The 16145-nt window shown below is 65.1% G+C and carries 16 protein-coding genes; 12 read left to right on the plus strand and 4 right to left on the minus strand.

Annotated elements, in window-relative coordinates; all coding sequences use genetic code 11:
* Positions 1–968 (plus strand): GMC oxidoreductase (locus tag CVM52_RS17110; RefSeq protein ID WP_205964980.1); only part of this gene is annotated, 968 nt, incomplete at its 5' end.
* 70 nt (positions 969–1038) lie between these two features.
* The gene (locus CVM52_RS17115; RefSeq protein WP_442439577.1) at positions 1039–1677 is read left to right on the plus strand and encodes a thermonuclease family protein; all 639 of its coding nucleotides are present in this window, start codon (positions 1039–1041) and stop codon (positions 1675–1677) included.
* 12 nt (positions 1678–1689) lie between these two features.
* Here the strand turns inward: CVM52_RS17115 and CVM52_RS17120 are convergent, their stop codons facing one another.
* The 3 genes from CVM52_RS17120 to CVM52_RS17130 form a co-directional block, all read right to left on the minus strand.
* Complete coding sequence (locus CVM52_RS17120) at positions 1690–3090, minus strand: helix-turn-helix domain-containing protein (protein WP_100163681.1); 1401 nt, start codon at positions 3088–3090, stop codon at positions 1690–1692.
* A gap of 63 nt (positions 3091–3153) precedes the next feature.
* Complete coding sequence (locus CVM52_RS17125; RefSeq protein WP_100163682.1) at positions 3154–4368, minus strand: multidrug effflux MFS transporter; 1215 nt, start codon at positions 4366–4368, stop codon at positions 3154–3156.
* A 120-nt stretch (positions 4369–4488) separates the two neighbouring features.
* Complete coding sequence (locus CVM52_RS17130; protein WP_100163683.1) at positions 4489–5799, minus strand: M10 family metallopeptidase C-terminal domain-containing protein; 1311 nt, start codon at positions 5797–5799, stop codon at positions 4489–4491.
* A 213-nt stretch (positions 5800–6012) separates the two neighbouring features.
* Between CVM52_RS17130 and CVM52_RS17135 the strand changes: the two genes are divergently transcribed.
* The 6 genes from CVM52_RS17135 to CVM52_RS17160 all read left to right on the plus strand — a co-directional run bounded on the left by CVM52_RS17135 (position 6013) and on the right by CVM52_RS17160 (position 11550).
* Complete coding sequence (locus tag CVM52_RS17135; protein WP_100163684.1) at positions 6013–7545, plus strand: acyl-CoA carboxylase subunit beta; 1533 nt, start codon at positions 6013–6015, stop codon at positions 7543–7545.
* A gap of 72 nt (positions 7546–7617) precedes the next feature.
* On the plus strand, positions 7618–7884 hold the full coding sequence (locus CVM52_RS17140; protein WP_100163693.1) for a DUF7218 family protein: 267 nt from the start codon (positions 7618–7620) through the stop codon (positions 7882–7884).
* A 214-nt stretch (positions 7885–8098) separates the two neighbouring features.
* Positions 8099–8455: a DUF6497 family protein gene (locus tag CVM52_RS17145; protein WP_276308645.1), complete on the plus strand. Its 357-nt coding sequence runs from the start codon at positions 8099–8101 to the stop codon at positions 8453–8455.
* A gap of 46 nt (positions 8456–8501) precedes the next feature.
* Positions 8502–8849 carry a hypothetical protein gene (locus tag CVM52_RS17150; RefSeq protein WP_100163686.1) on the plus strand — a complete coding sequence of 116 codons (348 nt, stop codon included), beginning with the start codon at positions 8502–8504 and terminating at the stop codon, positions 8847–8849.
* Between the two features lie 370 nt (positions 8850–9219).
* On the plus strand, positions 9220–9435 hold the full coding sequence (locus CVM52_RS17155) for a hypothetical protein (protein ID WP_100163687.1): 216 nt from the start codon (positions 9220–9222) through the stop codon (positions 9433–9435).
* Between the two features lie 114 nt (positions 9436–9549).
* The gene (locus CVM52_RS17160) at positions 9550–11550 is read left to right on the plus strand and encodes an acetyl-CoA carboxylase biotin carboxylase subunit (RefSeq protein WP_100163688.1); all 2001 of its coding nucleotides are present in this window, start codon (positions 9550–9552) and stop codon (positions 11548–11550) included.
* An 80-nt stretch (positions 11551–11630) separates the two neighbouring features.
* Here CVM52_RS17160 and CVM52_RS17165 read toward each other — a convergent pair whose 3' ends face one another.
* Positions 11631–12080 (minus strand): DUF4174 domain-containing protein, encoded by a 450-nt coding sequence (locus CVM52_RS17165; RefSeq protein WP_100163689.1) that lies wholly within the window; start codon positions 12078–12080, stop codon positions 11631–11633.
* Positions 12081–12299: 219 nt separating this feature from the next.
* On the opposite strand from CVM52_RS17165, the gene scpA reads away from it, so the two are divergent.
* The 4 genes from scpA to CVM52_RS17185 all read left to right on the plus strand — a co-directional run bounded on the left by scpA (position 12300) and on the right by CVM52_RS17185 (position 16113).
* Positions 12300–14429, plus strand: a complete 2130-nt coding sequence (gene scpA, locus CVM52_RS17170; protein ID WP_100163690.1) for a methylmalonyl-CoA mutase — start codon at positions 12300–12302, stop codon at positions 14427–14429.
* Between the two features lie 99 nt (positions 14430–14528).
* Complete coding sequence (locus tag CVM52_RS17175) at positions 14529–14810, plus strand: VOC family protein (protein WP_100163691.1); 282 nt, start codon at positions 14529–14531, stop codon at positions 14808–14810.
* Complete coding sequence (locus CVM52_RS17180) at positions 14792–15292, plus strand: MAPEG family protein (protein WP_100163692.1); 501 nt, start codon at positions 14792–14794, stop codon at positions 15290–15292. Before CVM52_RS17175 ends, CVM52_RS17180 begins: the two co-directional genes overlap by 19 nt.
* A 206-nt stretch (positions 15293–15498) precedes the next feature.
* Positions 15499–16113: a VOC family protein gene (locus tag CVM52_RS17185; protein ID WP_100163694.1), complete on the plus strand. Its 615-nt coding sequence runs from the start codon at positions 15499–15501 to the stop codon at positions 16111–16113.
* Positions 16114–16145: the final 32 nt, after the last annotated feature.

Consider the following 16145-nt stretch of genomic DNA (forward strand, 5'->3'; position numbering starts at 1 on the left):
GCGCCACCGGCGTGGCGCTGGCCGATGGCCGGGTGATCGCGGCGCGGCGCGGCGTGGTGCTGGCGGCCTCGTCGATCAATTCGCCGAAACTGCTGATGCTGTCGGGGATCGGGCCGGCGGCGCATTTGGCGGCGCATGGCATCGAGGTGCTGGCCGACCGGCCCGGGGTGGGGGCCAACCTGCAGGATCACCTGGAGCTCTATGTGCAGATGGCGGCGAGCCAGCCGGTCACCCTGTTCCGGCACTGGAACCTGGTCTCGAAGGCGCTGATCGGGGCGCGGTGGCTGTTGACCAAGACCGGGCTGGGCGCCTCGAACCAGTTCGAAAGCGCCGCCTTCATCCGCAGCCGGGCCGGGATCGACTATCCGGACATCCAGTATCATTTCCTGCCCATCGCGGTGCGGTATGACGGCCGGGCGGCGGCCGAGGGGCACGGGTTCCAGGCCCATGTCGGGCCGATGCGCTCGACCAGCCGCGGCGCGGTGACGCTGCGCTCGGCCGATCCGGCGGCGGCGCCGGTGATCCGGTTCAACTACATGTCGCAGCCGCGCGACTGGGAGGAATTCCGGGCCTGCATCCGGCTGACCCGCGAGATCTTTTCCCAGCCGGCATTTGCGCCCTACGTCGCGCACGAGATCCAGCCCGGGGCGGCGGTGCAGAGCGATGCCGAACTGGACGCCTTTATCGCCGATCATGCCGAAAGCGCCTATCACCCCTGTGGCACCTGCCGGATGGGGCGCGCCGACGATCCCGGCGCGGTGGTCGACCCGCAGGGCCGGGTGATCGGGGTCGAGGCGCTGACGGTGGCCGACAGTTCGGTGTTTCCGCGCATCACCAATGGCAACCTGAACGCGCCGACCATCATGGTGGGCGAGAAGATCGCCGATCATCTGCTGGGGCGCGATCCGCTGCCGCCGGCAAATGACCAACCCTGGATTCACCCTGCGTGGGAAACGTCACAGCGCTAGGGCATTTGCACGGGGGGAGCTTGCGGCGGAGCCCGGGCGCGGCTAGCTGAACCTTATGTTAAGGGTTTTGGTGTTGTCTGTGCTGATGGGTGTTCCGGCGGCGGCGGGGGCCGATCCGGCCGGGCGCATCCGCGTAATAGACGCCGACACCTGGTCGGTTGGCGGCGAAACCGTGCGCCTGTTCGGGATCGACGCGCCGGAGCTGGACCAGGACTGTACCCGCGCCGATGGCAGCACCTGGGGCTGCGGCCGATGGGCGGCCGCCGAAACCGGCCGCCTGTACGAGGGCCGGCGGGCGGTCTGCCGCACGGTGACCCGGGACCGGTATGACCGCATCGTGGCGCGCTGTGCCGTTGACGGCCGGGATGCCGGGCGCGAACTGGTGCAGCAGGGGCTGGCGCTGGCCTATCGCGACTATTCGATGGACTACGACCTGGATGAAAAGGCCGCCCTGGTGCGCGGCGCCGGCATCCATGACGGAACCGTGCAGCGGCCGGCGGAGTTTCGCGCCGGGCAGGCGCGGGTGGCGGCGGCGCCGGCGGGCGACTGCCGGATCAAGGGCAATATCTCGTCGAACGGCACCCGCATCTATCACCTGCCGGGGCAGGAGCATTACGCCCGCACCCGCATTTCCGAGGCCAAGGGCGAGCGCTGGTTCTGTTCCGAAGCGGCGGCGCGGGCCGCCGGTTGGCGCCGGGCGCGGCGCTGAGGCAGTGGCGCGCTACATCACCTCGTAGGGCAGCACGCCGCGTTCATCGGCATTGATGGTCAGCCGCCGTTCCAGCGGCGGCACCGAGCGCTGGTGGCAGGTCTTGCGTTCGCAGATGCGGCAGGAAATGCCGATCGGCTCGTAGGCGCTGTCGTTCTTCAGATCGAGCCCGTCGGCATAGACCAGCGAATCCGCGTGGCGGACCTCGCAGCCCAGCGAGATCGCATAGCGGCGCACCGGCGCGCCGAAGGAGCCGCCGGATTTCGAGATGTCGCGGGCGAGGCTGATATAGCGCACCCCGTCCGGCGTCTCGGCCAACTGGCGCAGGAAGCGGCCGGGGGTTTCGAAGGCGCGGTGCACGTTCCACAGCGGGCAGGCGCCGCCGAAACGGGCGAATTGCAGCCTTGTGGCCGAGTGCCTCTTGGTGATGGTGCCGGCCTGGTCGACGCGGACGAAGAAGAACGGGATGCCCTTGGCGCCGGGGCGCTGCAGCGTCGACAGCCGGTGCGCGGCCTGTTCGATCGAGGCGCCGAAACGGGCGCTGAGCACTTCCAGGTCGTGGCGGCAGGCCTGCGCCGCGGCGAGGAATTTCTGGTAGGGCATCAGCGCCGCACCGGCATAGTAATTGGCCAGGCCGATCTTGGCGATGGCGCGCGCCTCTTCGGTGTGGAAGCGGGCGAAATCCAGCGTCGCCTCCAGCAGCTTGTCCTGGCCCAGCAGCGCCAGTTGCAGCAGCATCTGGAAGGTCTGGGTTTGCGGCGCCGCGCGTGCCGACAGGTGCAGCACCCGGGCCGCCGGGTTGTACCGGCGCAGGGTGTCGATCTCGGCCAGTTCCACGGTGATGCCCTGTTCGGCCAGCCGGGCCTGGGCGATGTCGCGAATGGTCTGGCTGCCGCTGGCCTGGGCGGCAAAGGTTTCGGCGGCGCGGTCGACCGCATCGATGTAATTGTCGCAATAATGAAAGAAGTCGCGCACCTCGTCCCAGGGGCTGGCCTGCCCCCGCGCGTCCTCGCGGCCCAGCGCCTCGTCCAGCGAGGCCAGCCGCTCATGCGTCTGGCGATAGCTGCGGTGCAGTTCCAGAAACGCCCGCGCCAGCGCCGGCGCGTTCGAGGCGGTCAGGCGCAGGTCGGCCATCGGCGGCATGGTATCGGCAAAGATCTGGTCGGCCAGCGCCTCGCGCATGTCGCTGACCAGGCGCTCGCTGTCGCCGGTCGACAGTTCGGTCACGTCCATGCCGAATTCCTGCGCCAGCGCCAGGACCACGGTGGTGCTGACCGGGCGGTTGTTGTTTTCCATCTGGTTCAGATAGGGCAGCGACACACCCAGCTTGGCGGCAAAATCCTTTTGCGTCAGGCCAAAGCGGGTCCGGATTTCGCGCAGCTTGGCGCCGGCATAGAGTTTTTGGCTGGCCATTCCCGACCTTTGCAGTTTTGCGACCGCTGCAGGATAGGTTTGCAAAGCCCCGCGGGCAAGGGGTCAGAGACCCAGCTGGCGTTCGCGCCAGATCACCACGCAGATCGCAACCAGCCCGGCCAGGGTGGTGGCCAGCATGATGGTCAGCAGCGTCAGCGCGCCGTTTTCCGGGGTCAGCAGGCTGCCGGCGAAGGCGCTGAGCGCGGCGCCGCCGCCCAGCATGATCGCGCCGCTCAGGCCGGCGGCAGAGCCGGCCAGGTGCGGCCGCACCGACAGGGCGCCGGCGGTGGCATTGGGCATGGTCATGCCATTGCCGAAGCCGACGAAACACATGCAGCCGAAGAAAACATAGGGCGAGCCGTACCCGGCCAGCATCAGCAGGACTGGCAGGGCCAGGCCAAACGCGACGATCAGCCCCCCCCACACCACCATCAGGTTGATACCAAAGCGGGTGGCATAGCGCGCGGTGATGAAGTTGCCGCCGAAATAGCCCACCGCCGGCACACTGAAGAACACGCCCAGTTCTCCGGGCGTCATGCCATAGACCTCGGTGCCGACATAGGGCGCGCCGCCGAGATAGGCAAAGAAGGCGCCAGAGCTGAAGCCCAGAGCCAGCGAATAGCCCCAGAACCGGGGCGAGCGCAGCAGGGCGGGATAGTCGCGCAGCTGCTGGCGCAGGCTTTTGCCGGCGACCCGCGCGGTTTCGCCGAAATCGGCCCAGATCAGCCAGAGCGTAACGGCGCCCAGGATGAATATCAGCCAGAAGCTGGATTTCCAGCCGAACACCTCGTCCAGCAGCCCGCCCAACGCCGGTCCGATCATCGGCGCCACGGCCATGCCCATGGTGACATAGCCGATCATGCTGGCGGCGCGGTCCTGGTCGTACATGTCACGGATTGCCGCCCGGCTCAGCACCATGGTCACCACCACCACCGCCTGGCACATGCGGAAGACGAGAAACACTTCGATCGTGGGCGACAGCACGCAGCCGATGGTGGCCAGCAGGAACAGGCCGACCCCGGCCAGGATCACCGGCCGGCGGCCGAGGTAATCCGAGATGGGCCCGATCAGGATTTGCAGGATGCCGCTGGCGCCGAGATAGAGCGCCACCGAAAGCTGCATCAGCCGGTAATCGGTCTGAAAATGCTCGGTCATCTTCGGCAGGCTGGGCAGGAAGATGTTCATCGCCAGCGCCGACAGCCCGGTCGCCAGGATCAGCGTCGAGATATGCGGGGGCGTGATCCTGTTGAGATAACGCGAGGGCGTTTTTTGAAGCATGATCGGGCAGGTAGTGCTTAATTTGTTAGTTGTCCATCTCTGCAACGGCATATTTCTGTGCAGAATATGAAAGCGCACCCGCCGCCGTGGCGGTGCGCGCAGGACCGGCCCGGTCGGGTCTCAGACGCCGACGTCGTCGCTGATCGCGTTGAGCGTGGTGTTCAGGACCGTCAGCGTGTCGCCGCCGCCGAAATCGAAGACCACGTCGCTGCCGACCTGGTCGGCGGAATCCAGAACGCTGGACAGGTTGCCGAGTTTTTTCACGCGGATGACGTCGATATCGTCCTGGAAGTCGAGGATGGTGTCGTTATCGCCATTCTTGCGGAAGTAGAACACGTCCTTGCCCTGGTTGCCGGTCAGGTCGTCATCGCCCTTCTGGCCGTCCAGCTTGTCGCGCCCCTTCTGGCCTTCCAGATCGTCTTTGCCACCACCACCCAGCAGCCGGTCATTGCCGTTGCCGCCGCGCAGCGTGTCATTTCCGCTCTGGCCTTTCAGCGTATCCTTGCCCTGGTCGCCGCGCAGCGTGTCCTTGCCCAGGCCGGCGACGATCTCGTCATTGCCGCGGCCGCCTTTCAGCAGGTTGTTGGCGGCGTTGCCGGTCAGGGTGTCGTTGCCGCTGCCGCCAGTGGCGTTCTCGATCAGGGTGCCGAAGGTGATCACCACGTCCGGATAGGTGCCAAAGGTGGAAAACTCGCCTTCGCGCAGGTCGAGGGTGACATCGGTGGTCTTGGCGCTGGCATCGAAGATATCGGTGCCGCCGGTGTCCCAGACCGAATCCACCGTCGTGGTGCGCGGCCCGTCATAGGTGGTGTTGCCGGTACGGTGGTCGGTCGCGCCCCAGATGTCCTGCAAGGCGAAGATGTCATACAGCATCAAGGCGTCGCTGGCCGCGCCATTGTCCGGGTTGTCGGTATAGGACATCACGGTGAACTTGTTGTTCTCGGTCGCTGCGGGCAGCGTGGCCGAACCTTCGAACGGGTGTTTCAGGCCCAGGGCATGGGCAATTTCATGCAGGATCAGGTTGATCTGCGACGCCTGCGAGATGTCCAGTGTGTTGTCGAACACGGCAAAACCGTCCCAGCTTAGGATGGTGTTGCCGGAGAAGGTGATCGAATTGCCGCCAAAGCCGACCGTCTGGCCCGGAATGGTGACCTTGCCGAGGTTCATATCGGGGTCGTCTTCGCCCGATACTTCGACAAAACGGACGTTCAGCACGGTTTCGATGTAATCAAACTGTGCCTCGATGGCCGCCTTTTCTGCCGCGGTCAGGGCGGTCCAGCCGTCAAAGACGGTGGACGTGGGCAGGTCGTCGGGCTGCGAGGTGGTCGCGTATTGATAGGTGATCAGATAGCGGGGATCACTGGTGGTGTTGATCGGATCGCGCGAGTGAATATAGCTGAACTGAAGCGCTTCCAAAATAGCTTGGTTCATATCGTTCTCCTCCGGCTCGTGGGGCCGATTTTACCGGAACGGCGGCGTTGTTCCATCTTTGTTTCCGATGGGGTGGCGGAAAACCGGGAATTTGCAATTATTCAGTTTGATGCTCCGGGTTGGAAAGTAAGTTGCAAATTTGCGAGATAGTGCTTTGGTGGCAATCGGTTTGGCGATATGGTCGCACGAACGTCTGGGACAAAGGGACAGGGCATGAAGGATATCCTTACCGAGCTTGAGAACCGTCGCGATCTGGCCCGCCTGGGTGGTGGACAGGGCCGTATCGACGCGCAGCACAAGCGCGGGAAGCTGACGGCGCGGGAACGGATCGAGCTGTTGCTGGATGAAGGCAGCTTTGAGGAATTCGACATGTTCGTCGCCCATCGCTGTACCGATTTCGGCATGGAGCAAAGCCGCCCTTACGGCGATGGCGTGGTCACCGGCTGGGGCACCATCAACGGGCGCATGGTTTACGTCTTCTCGCAGGATTTCACCGTGTTCGGCGGGTCGCTGTCGGAAACCCATGCGCAGAAAATCTGCAAAATCATGGATATGGCGGTGCAGAACGGCGCGCCGGTGATCGGCATCAACGATTCCGGCGGCGCCCGCATCCAGGAGGGCGTGGCCTCGCTGGCCGGCTATGCCGACGTGTTCCAGCGCAACATCATGGCCTCGGGCGTGGTGCCGCAGATTTCGGTCATCATGGGCCCCTGTGCCGGTGGTGCGGTCTATTCGCCGGCGATGACCGATTTCATCTTCATGGTGCGCGACACCTCTTACATGTTCGTCACCGGCCCGGACGTGGTGAAGACGGTGACCAACGAACAGGTCACCGCCGAGGAACTGGGTGGCGCCTCGACCCATACCCGGAAATCCTCGGTGGCCGACGGCGCCTTCGACAACGATGTCGAGGCCTTGGCCGAGGTGCGGCGGCTGGTCGATTTCCTGCCGTTGAACAACCGGGAAAAGCCGCCGGTGCGCCCCTTCTTCGACCGGCCCGACCGGATCGAGAACAGCCTGGACACGCTGATCCCCGAGAACCCGAACCAGCCCTATGACATGAAGGAACTAATCCTGAAGGTCGCGGACGAGGGCGATTTCTATGAGATCCAGGAGGATTTCGCCAAGAATATCATCACCGGCTTTATCCGGCTGGAAGGGCAGACCGTGGGCGTGGTGGCGAACCAGCCGATGGTTCTGGCCGGGTGCCTGGACATCGATTCCAGCCGCAAGGCGGCGCGCTTCGTGCGGTTCTGCGACTGTTTCGAGATCCCGATCCTGACCTTCGTCGATGTGCCCGGCTTCCTGCCCGGCACCAGCCAGGAATTCGGCGGTGTGATCAAGCATGGCGCCAAGCTGTTGTTCGCCTATGGCGAGGCGACGGTGCCAAAGGTGACGGTGATCACCCGCAAGGCCTATGGCGGCGCCTATGACGTGATGAGCTCGAAACATATTCGCGGCGATTTCAACTATGCCTGGCCCACCGCCGAGATCGCGGTGATGGGCGCCAAGGGCGCGACCGAGATCATCTATCGCGCCGATCTGGGCGATCCCGAGAAGATCGCCGACCGCACCAAAAGCTATGAGGACCGTTTTGCCAATCCCTTCGTCGCCGCCGAGCGCGGCTTCATCGACGAGGTGATCATGCCGCATTCGACCCGGCGGCGGGTGGCGCGGGCCTTTGCCTCGCTGCGGAACAAGAAGCTGACGAATCCCTGGAAAAAGCACGACAATATTCCGCTTTGACCGGGAGAGGTCGGATGAGCCACGGAACCGGCCAGCTGCAATCGTTGTTTTCCTGTTCAGGAGGACATGATCATGGCGGAAAAAGATCAACGGCCCAGCGTCAAGGACGAAGACACCTACGAGGCGCTGCGCGACAAGGGCGCTTCGAAGGAAAAGGCCGCGCGCATCGCCAATGCCAAGGCGAATTCGTCGATGTCGCCTTCGGAAAAGGGCGGCAAGGCGCCGCCTTACGAGGAATGGACCAAGGACGATTTGTACGACCGGGCGCAGGAACTTGGAATCGACGGCCGGTCGAAGATGGACAAGGACGCGTTGATCGAGGCGCTGCGCAACCGCTGATTGTTGCAAAACTGGTCGCGAATTGGGCAGGGGTGATCACATCTGCGTCAGTATTTGACACGAAGGGTCAATCCGGGCAATGATCCGCCCAACCGGAATCAAGTTAGCGCGCGCTTTCGGCGATGCGCCTGCGGCCCCGGCAGGAGGAGCTCGTCCTACGGGATGGGGCCGGGGCTGCGGATTTTCGGGTGTTCTTGCTGTTTGTGCCACCTCGCTGTCGGCTGACAATGCCGCCGATACCGTTGCCGTGCCATCCGGTCAGCCCCTGGACCTGATCGAGGTATTGGCCGACGAGACGCCGGGCGAGATGTGGGCGCGGTTCCGCTTCCTGGCGCCCGATGTGGCGCGCGATCTGGGCCGCATAGACGTCGAGATCGCCCATCAGGACATGGAACATCTTTGTCATGGCTTCGCGATGGACTACCTGGCGCGCCATCAGATCGACGCGGCGCGCATCGTGATTTCCCTGTCGGACCGCGCGGTGCCTTTCGGTGAACCCGATCCGCAGGCGACGCAGTTTTTCGAAATCTACCGGCCCGAGGATGGCCATTGTATCTGGGAGCCGTATTGATGGGCCTGCACCAATCTGCCCGCCGCCACGCATCGCGGAGGGCGCCATGCTGAAACATCGCGGGTTTCCCGGCCGGCTGCCGGGCACCGATTTTCAGTTCACCATCCGCCGCGCCAATCCGCGCGGGGTGACACCGATCACCCGGCGCGAACGTTACGCCGACCGCAAACCCGCCGACCGCCGCGCCGACGCCGCCTTTCTGGAGGCCCTATGGGAGCATTTCGGCGACGCGCCGTTCGAGCGCGGCAACCTGGACGCCGGGCGGCTGAGTTGGCTGTTCGGGCGCGAGGTGATCCCGGCGCAGGAGCCGTTCGATCCCGCCGATTACGAGGCGCTTTTGCAAATCGACGTTGCCGCCGCGCGCGCCAGCTTTCCCGAGGTATTCGCGCCATGATCGCCAGGCGTATCGGCATGAATCTGCTGCCGGGGCAGGGGGGCAATCGGCGCGAATTGGCCCAAAACCCTCCCCGCTTCGGCCACCGCTTGAGCGCGGGGGCGGTTGGCGACAGGCTGATATGTGCGGGGCTGGAACACCGGTGGACCGGGTCCGCAGACCACAAATTCCGTACCCCTTCCCTGACCGGGCAAGCGCATGTCGCACGCATGTTGCTGCCCGGTATTTTTAGCGGCTTCGGCAAGGCATTGCCGGCGGCTGCGCGCAACTCCGCCGATCTCTGCGCGGGGCGCGAAAGGCGCTTGCGGAACTTTCGTTTCAGGTCATGGGTTGCTTCATCGAGCAATCAAGAAAACGAAGGAACCAAGCCATGTTTAAGTCACGGATCAAGGCGGGCAGCGCGCTGGCACTGGCGCTGTGCGGCGGTCTGGCGGCCTGCGGCGACACGGTGGGTGAACAGGCGCTGTATGGCGGCGCGGCCGGTGCCGGCGCCTCGGCGATTTTCAACACCGATCTGCTTACCGGCGCCGCAGTGGGCGCCGCCGCAAACCTGGTCTATTGCCAGGAAAATCCCAGCAGGTGCTGACACCGCGCGGCTGACCGCCGCGGCGATAGACTTGCACGTTTTCGATGCCGTAACCGGGCCCGCGCCCGGTTGCGGCATTTTCGTTTTCACAAGCCTCATGACGAAGGACGCAGAATGTTCAAGAAAATCCTGATCGCCAACCGCGGAGAGATTGCGTGCCGGGTGATCAAGACCGCGCGCAAGATGGGGATTGCGACCGTCGCGATTTATTCCGATGCCGACCGGCAGGCGCTGCATGTGGAGATGGCGGACGAGGCGGTGCATATCGGCCCGCCGCCGGCCAACCAGTCCTATATCGTCATCGACAAGGTGATGGCGGCGATCCAGCAAACCGGGGCCGAGGCGGTGCATCCCGGTTACGGCTTCCTGTCGGAAAACCCGAAATTCGCCCAGGCGCTGGATGCCGCCGGCGTGGCCTTTATCGGGCCGCCGGTCAAGGCGATCGAGGCGATGGGCGACAAGATCACCTCGAAGAAGATCGCTCAGGAGGCCGGAGTGTCGACGGTGCCCGGCTATATGGGCCTGATTGCCGATGCCGACGAGGCGGTGAAGATCTCGGGCGAGATCGGCTATCCGGTTATGATCAAGGCCAGCGCCGGCGGCGGCGGCAAGGGGATGCGGATTGCCTGGAACGACCAGGAGGCGCGCGAGGGCTTCCAATCGTCCAAGAACGAGGCGGCCAGCTCCTTTGGCGATGACCGCATCTTCATCGAGAAATTCGTCACCCAGCCGCGCCATATCGAGATCCAGGTGCTGTGCGACGCCCATGGCAACGGCATCTATCTGGGCGAGCGGGAATGTTCGATCCAGCGCCGCAACCAGAAGGTGGTGGAAGAGGCGCCGTCGCCCTTCCTGGACGAGGCGACGCGCAAGGCGATGGGCGACCAGGCCGTCGCCCTGGCCAAGGCGGTGGGCTATACCAGCGCCGGCACCGTCGAATTCATCGTCGATGGCGACAAGAATTTCTATTTCCTGGAAATGAACACCCGCCTGCAGGTGGAACATCCGGTGACCGAGCTGATCACCGGCGTCGACCTGGTGGAGGAGATGATCCGCATCGCCAATGGCGAACCGCTGCGCCTCAGCCAGGACGATGTCAAGCTGAACGGCTGGGCCATCGAGAACCGGCTTTATGCCGAGGATCCCTATCGCAACTTCCTGCCGTCGATCGGGCGGCTGTCGCGCTATCGCCCGCCGGCCGAGGTGGTCGAGGAAACCCACGTGGTGCGCAACGATACCGGCGTCTACGAGGGCGGCGAGATCTCGATGTATTACGACCCGATGATCGCCAAGCTGTGCACCTGGGCGCCGACGCGGGGCGAGGCCATCGAACATATGCGCAACGCGCTGGACGGGTTCGAACTGGAAGGGATCGGGCATAACCTGCCGTTCCTGTCGGCAGTGATGGATCATCCGAAATTCGTCTCCGGCGACATGACCACCGCCTTTATTGCCGAGGAATATCCCGAAGGCTTCGACGGGGTCGAACTGCCGGTCGAGGCGCTGCGCAAGATCGCCGCCAGCGCCGCGGCGATGCACCGGGTGGCGGAAATCCGGCGCACCCGCATCTCGGGCCGGATGGACAACCACGAACGCCAGGTCGGCGATGACTGGGCGGTGACTTTGCAAGGTCAGCGGTTCGACGTGAAGGTCAGCGCCGATCCGGGCGGATCCTCGGTGCGCTTTGCCGACGGCACCGTGCACCGGGTGACCAGCAACTGGACGCCGGGCGACCAGCTGGCCGAGATCGACGCCGATGGCGAAACCCTGGTGCTGAAGGTCGGCAAGATTTCCGGCGGCTTCCGCATCCGGTCGCGCGGCGCCGATCTGAAGGTGCATGTGCGCACGCCGCGCCAGGCCGACCTGGCCGAGCTGATGCCGGAAAAGCTGCCGCCCGATACCTCGAAACTGCTGCTGTGCCCGATGCCCGGCCTGATCGTGAAGGTCGATGTGGCGGTCGGCGACGAGGTGCAGGAGGGGCAGCCGCTGTGCACGGTCGAGGCGATGAAGATGGAAAACATCCTGCGCGCCGAGAAAAGGGCGGTTGTCAGCAAGATCAACGCCGCTGCCGGCGACAGCTTGGCCGTGGACGAGGTGATTATGGAGTTCGAGTAGCCCGGCGACCGTTCGAAGGAGGCACCCCAGATGTTGGCGCGGAATCGCAAAATAGGGAAGGGCCGGCCGGTTTCGGCCGGCTATTCCGAGCTTTTCCGCCGCTCCTCGACCTCGCGCTGGCGGATCGGCAGCTTGTCGATCGACCGGGTCAGTTCGCGCACCGTCCAGGGCAGCGGTTTGCGCAGCAGCACGGTGCCGTCTTTCGCCACCAGCACCAGCATGAAACCGCGCGGGCGCAGTTTCAGCCGGATCGGCGAGCGCGCCGCCGGATCGGTATCGGTCAGGATCACCACGTCGCGTTCGGCCAGCATTTCCAGCCCGTCCTGCAGGATGTCCATCTGCTCGGCAAATAGCGGGTCGGCGGGGCTGTCGGCAAACACCACCACGGGGCGTATCCGCCATTGGAAATCGTCCAACGTGCTGTCGCCGGCGGGGCGGATCAGCGGCGCGTCATCATCGGCCACGGCCCCTTCGGCCAGTGCCGCGGGTGTGATTAATGACGCCAGAACAAGCGCTAATATCAGTCGCATAAATTCTCCTGCTCGCTCGAATATAGGCGGGTTGGTGCGGATTGCGAATGCCGAATGCCCCGGAGGCCGGGAAAATTGCCGGCAACTCCGCTTTTGCCGGCACCCGCGGGGTCAAACCGGCGACCCGGCACAGCACCGGGGCCGGAACTTTGAAATCGACGTGGCCGGGCGTGTACCTGGCCCGGATAGACCAGACGAGAGGAACACCCAATGGACGCAATGACCAAGAAGGCCGAATGGCGCAAGCGCGCCGAAGCCGAGCTGCGTGGCAAGCCGCTCGAAAACCTGACCTGGAAGACGCTGGAAGGCATCGAGGTTCAGCCGGTCTATTCCGAAGACGATCTGCAGGAGGTCGGCCATCTGGGCACCATGCCGGGCGAGGCGCCCTTTACCCGCGGGGTGAAGGCGACGATGTATGCCGGCCGGCCCTGGACCATCCGGCAATATGCCGGGTTTTCGACGGCCGAGGAATCCAACGCCTTTTACCGCCGCAACCTGGCCGCCGGGCAGCAGGGTGTCTCGGTCGCCTTCGACCTCGCGACCCATCGCGGCTATGACAGCGACCATCCCCGCGTGACCGGCGATGTCGGCAAGGCCGGCGTCGCCATCGACAGCGTCGAGGACATGAAGATCCTGTTCGACGGCATCCCGCTGGACAAGGTGTCGGTGTCGATGACGATGAACGGCGCGGTGATCCCGATCCTGGCCAGCTTCATCGTGACCGGGGAAGAGCAGGGCCATGACAAGTCGGTATTGTCGGGCACCATCCAGAACGACATCCTGAAGGAGTTCATGGTCCGCAACACCTATGTCTACCCGCCGGAACCCTCGATGCGGATCATCGCGGATATCATCGAATATACCAGCAACGAGATGCCGCGTTTCAACTCGATCTCGATCTCCGGCTATCACATGCAGGAGGCCGGGGCGAACCTGGTGCAGGAACTGGCCTATACCCTGGCCGACGGGCGCGAATATGTGCGTGCCGCCATCGCGCGGGGCATGGACGTGGACAAGTTTGCCGGGCGGCTGTCCTTCTTCTTTGCCATCGGCATGAATTTCTTCATGGAGGCGGCCAAGCTGCGCGCGGCGCGGCTGTTGTGGAGCCGGATCATGGAGGAGTTCGAGCCGAAGAACCCGAAATCCTCGATGCTGCGCACCCATTGCCAGACCTCGGGCGTGTCGCTGCAGGAGCAGGACCCCTATAACAACGTGATCCGCACCGCCTATGAGGCGATGAGCGCGGTGCTGGGCGGCACCCAGTCGCTGCACACCAATGCGCTGGACGAGGCGATTGCGCTGCCCACCGATTTCTCGGCCCGGATCGCGCGCAACACCCAGCTGATCCTGCAGGAGGAAACCGGCGTGACCCATGTGGTCGATCCGCTGGCCGGCTCCTATTACGTCGAAAGCCTGACCGACCAGCTGGCCAAGGAGGCCTGGAAGCTGATCGAGGAGGTCGAGGAGATGGGCGGCATGACCAAGGCGGTGGCCAGCGGCATGCCCAAGCTGCGCATCGAGGAGACCGCGGCGACCCGGCAGGCGATGATCGACCGCGGCACCGAGGTGATTGTCGGCGTCAACAAGTACCGCAAGGACAAGGAAGACCCGATCGACATCCTGGAGATCGACAATGACAAGGTGCGCCAGTCGCAGATCGCGCGGCTGGAAAAGATCCGCGCCACCCGCGACGAGGCGGCCTGCACCGCGGCGCTGGATGAGCTGACGCGGCGCGCGAAGGAGGGTGGAAATCTGCTGGAGGCCGCGGTCGAGGCCGCACGGGCCCGGGCATCGGTTGGAGAGATCAGCATGGCGATGGAAAAGGAATTCGGCCGGCACCGGGCCGAGGTGAAGACCCTGGCGGGTGTCTATGGTGCCGCCTATGAGGGTGACGAGGGCTTTGCCGCGATCCAGAAATCGGTCGAGGCCTTTGCCGAGGCCGAGGGCCGGCGGCCGCGGATGCTGGTGGTCAAGATGGGCCAGGACGGCCATGATCGCGGCGCCAAGGTGATTGCCACCGCCTTTGCCGATATCGGTTTCGACGTCGATGTCGGGCCGCTGTTCCAGACCCCGGAAGAGGCGGCGCAGGATGCGCTGGACAACGATGTGCACGTGGTTGGCATCTCGTCGCAGGCGGCCGGGCACAAGACGCTGGCGCCGCAGCTGGTCGAGGCGCTGAAGGCGAAGGGCGCGGGCGATATCATCGTGATCTGCGGCGGGGTGATTCCGCAGCAGGATTACGACTTTCTCTACAAGAAAGGGGTCAAGGCGATCTTCGGGCCCGGCACCAATATCCCCGAGGCGGCCGAGGACATCCTGCGGTTGATCCGCGCGGCCCGCGGCGCCTGAGCGACACACAGCAGAGCCGCGACGCGGCCGGGTGATGCCGATTGCCGGCCCCCGGCCGGCCCTGTACGGTTGCGCCGGGACACGCGGGGGAGCACGCCGATGATCGACCATACCGGATTTGCCGTGAGCGATAACGAAACCTCGAAGGCGTTTTTCACCGCGGCGCTGGCGCCGCTGGGCTATGCGCTGATGATGGAAGTCACCGACGAGATGACCGGCGGCCATCGCGACCATGCCGGCTTTGGCGCCGGACAGCCCGATTTCTGGATCGGCACCGGCGCGCCGGGGCTGCGGCCGCAGTACCATCCGGATGATTACGGCGCCTTCGTGCTGGACCCGGATGACAACAATATCGAGGCGGTATGTCACGACCCGGAATGAACCGGCGGCCGGCCATCCTGCTGGGCATGGCGCTGGGCGCGCTGTGGGCGCTGGCGGTGGTCTGGGGCGGGCAGCGCCTGTCGATCGGGTTCGTGCCGCTGCCGATGGTGGCACCCTTCGCGCTGACCGTGCCGGGGCTGGTGCTGCTGGCGCTGATCGGGCGGCTGGCGCAGCGGCGGTTTTTCGACGATGCGCTGATCGACGGCGAGGCGGCCGCGCCGGGCAGCGCCGCCTGGGTCGATCAGCGGGTGCTGGGCAACACGGTGGAGCAGGGGGTGCTGGCGCTGCTGACCTGGCCCTTCGTGGCGCTGACCCTGGGCGGCAGCGTGGTGCTGGCGATGGGGGGTGCCTTCGGTCTCGCGCGGATCGCCTTCTGGGCCGGGTATCACCTGTCGCCACCGCTGCGCGCCTTTGGATTCGCGGCGACGTTTTACACCACGGTTCTGGCCACGCTCTGGGCCTTGGCGGCCTGGTTCCTGTAAGCGGGAGCATGAATTTTCGAAAATTCATGGCAAAATTCGTCGACGAATTTTACCCGCCTCGGGCAAGTACGGCGGCTATCCCTCTCTTTTTCCGTGCAAATTGCCGGCGCCCGCCCTGCACCCGGCGCGTGGTCATGAATTTTTGAAAATTCATGACAAAATTCGTCGACGAATTTTGGCCCGCGGCGGGTTATGATGGGGCCGTCATGTTGGAACTCGATCATATCGCCGTGGCCGGCGCCACCCTGGACGAGGCGACCGAGGCCTGCGAGGCGGCGCTGGGGGTCACGCTGCAGCCCGGCGGGCGCCATGCCCTGTTTGGCACCCATAACCGGCTGCTGGGCCTGGCCGACGGCCTCTACCTCGAGGCGATTGCCACCGATCCCGATGCGCCCGAGCCGGACCGGGCGCGCCTGTTCGGGCTGGACCGGTTTTCCGGCCGGGCGCGGCCGACCAATTGGATCTGCCGCTGCGACGACCTGGCGGCGATGCTGGCACACCTGCCCGACGGCCTGGGGGCGCCGGTGGCGCTGGGCCGGGATGACCTGCGCTGGCTGATGTCGGCGCCCAAAGACGGGGTGTTGCCCTTTGACAATTGCCATCCGGCGCTGATCCAGTGGCAAAGCCTGACCCACCCGTCGGCGATGCTGGAGGACAGCGGCTGCCGGCTGCGGCGGCTGACCGTGCGCCATCCCGAGGCCGATAGCTTGCAGGCGCTGCTGCGGCCGCTCCTGGACGACCGGCGGGTGATGGTGGAAACCGGCGCGCCCGCACTGTCCGCCGAGTTCGACACGCCGCATGGCACCCGGCTGCTGGAATGAGCCCGGAGCCTGCCGGCCGGCGGCGCCAGCCG

Source organism: Pseudooceanicola lipolyticus, from assembly GCF_002786325.1.
Lineage (GTDB): Bacteria > Pseudomonadota > Alphaproteobacteria > Rhodobacterales > Rhodobacteraceae > Pseudooceanicola_C > Pseudooceanicola_C lipolyticus.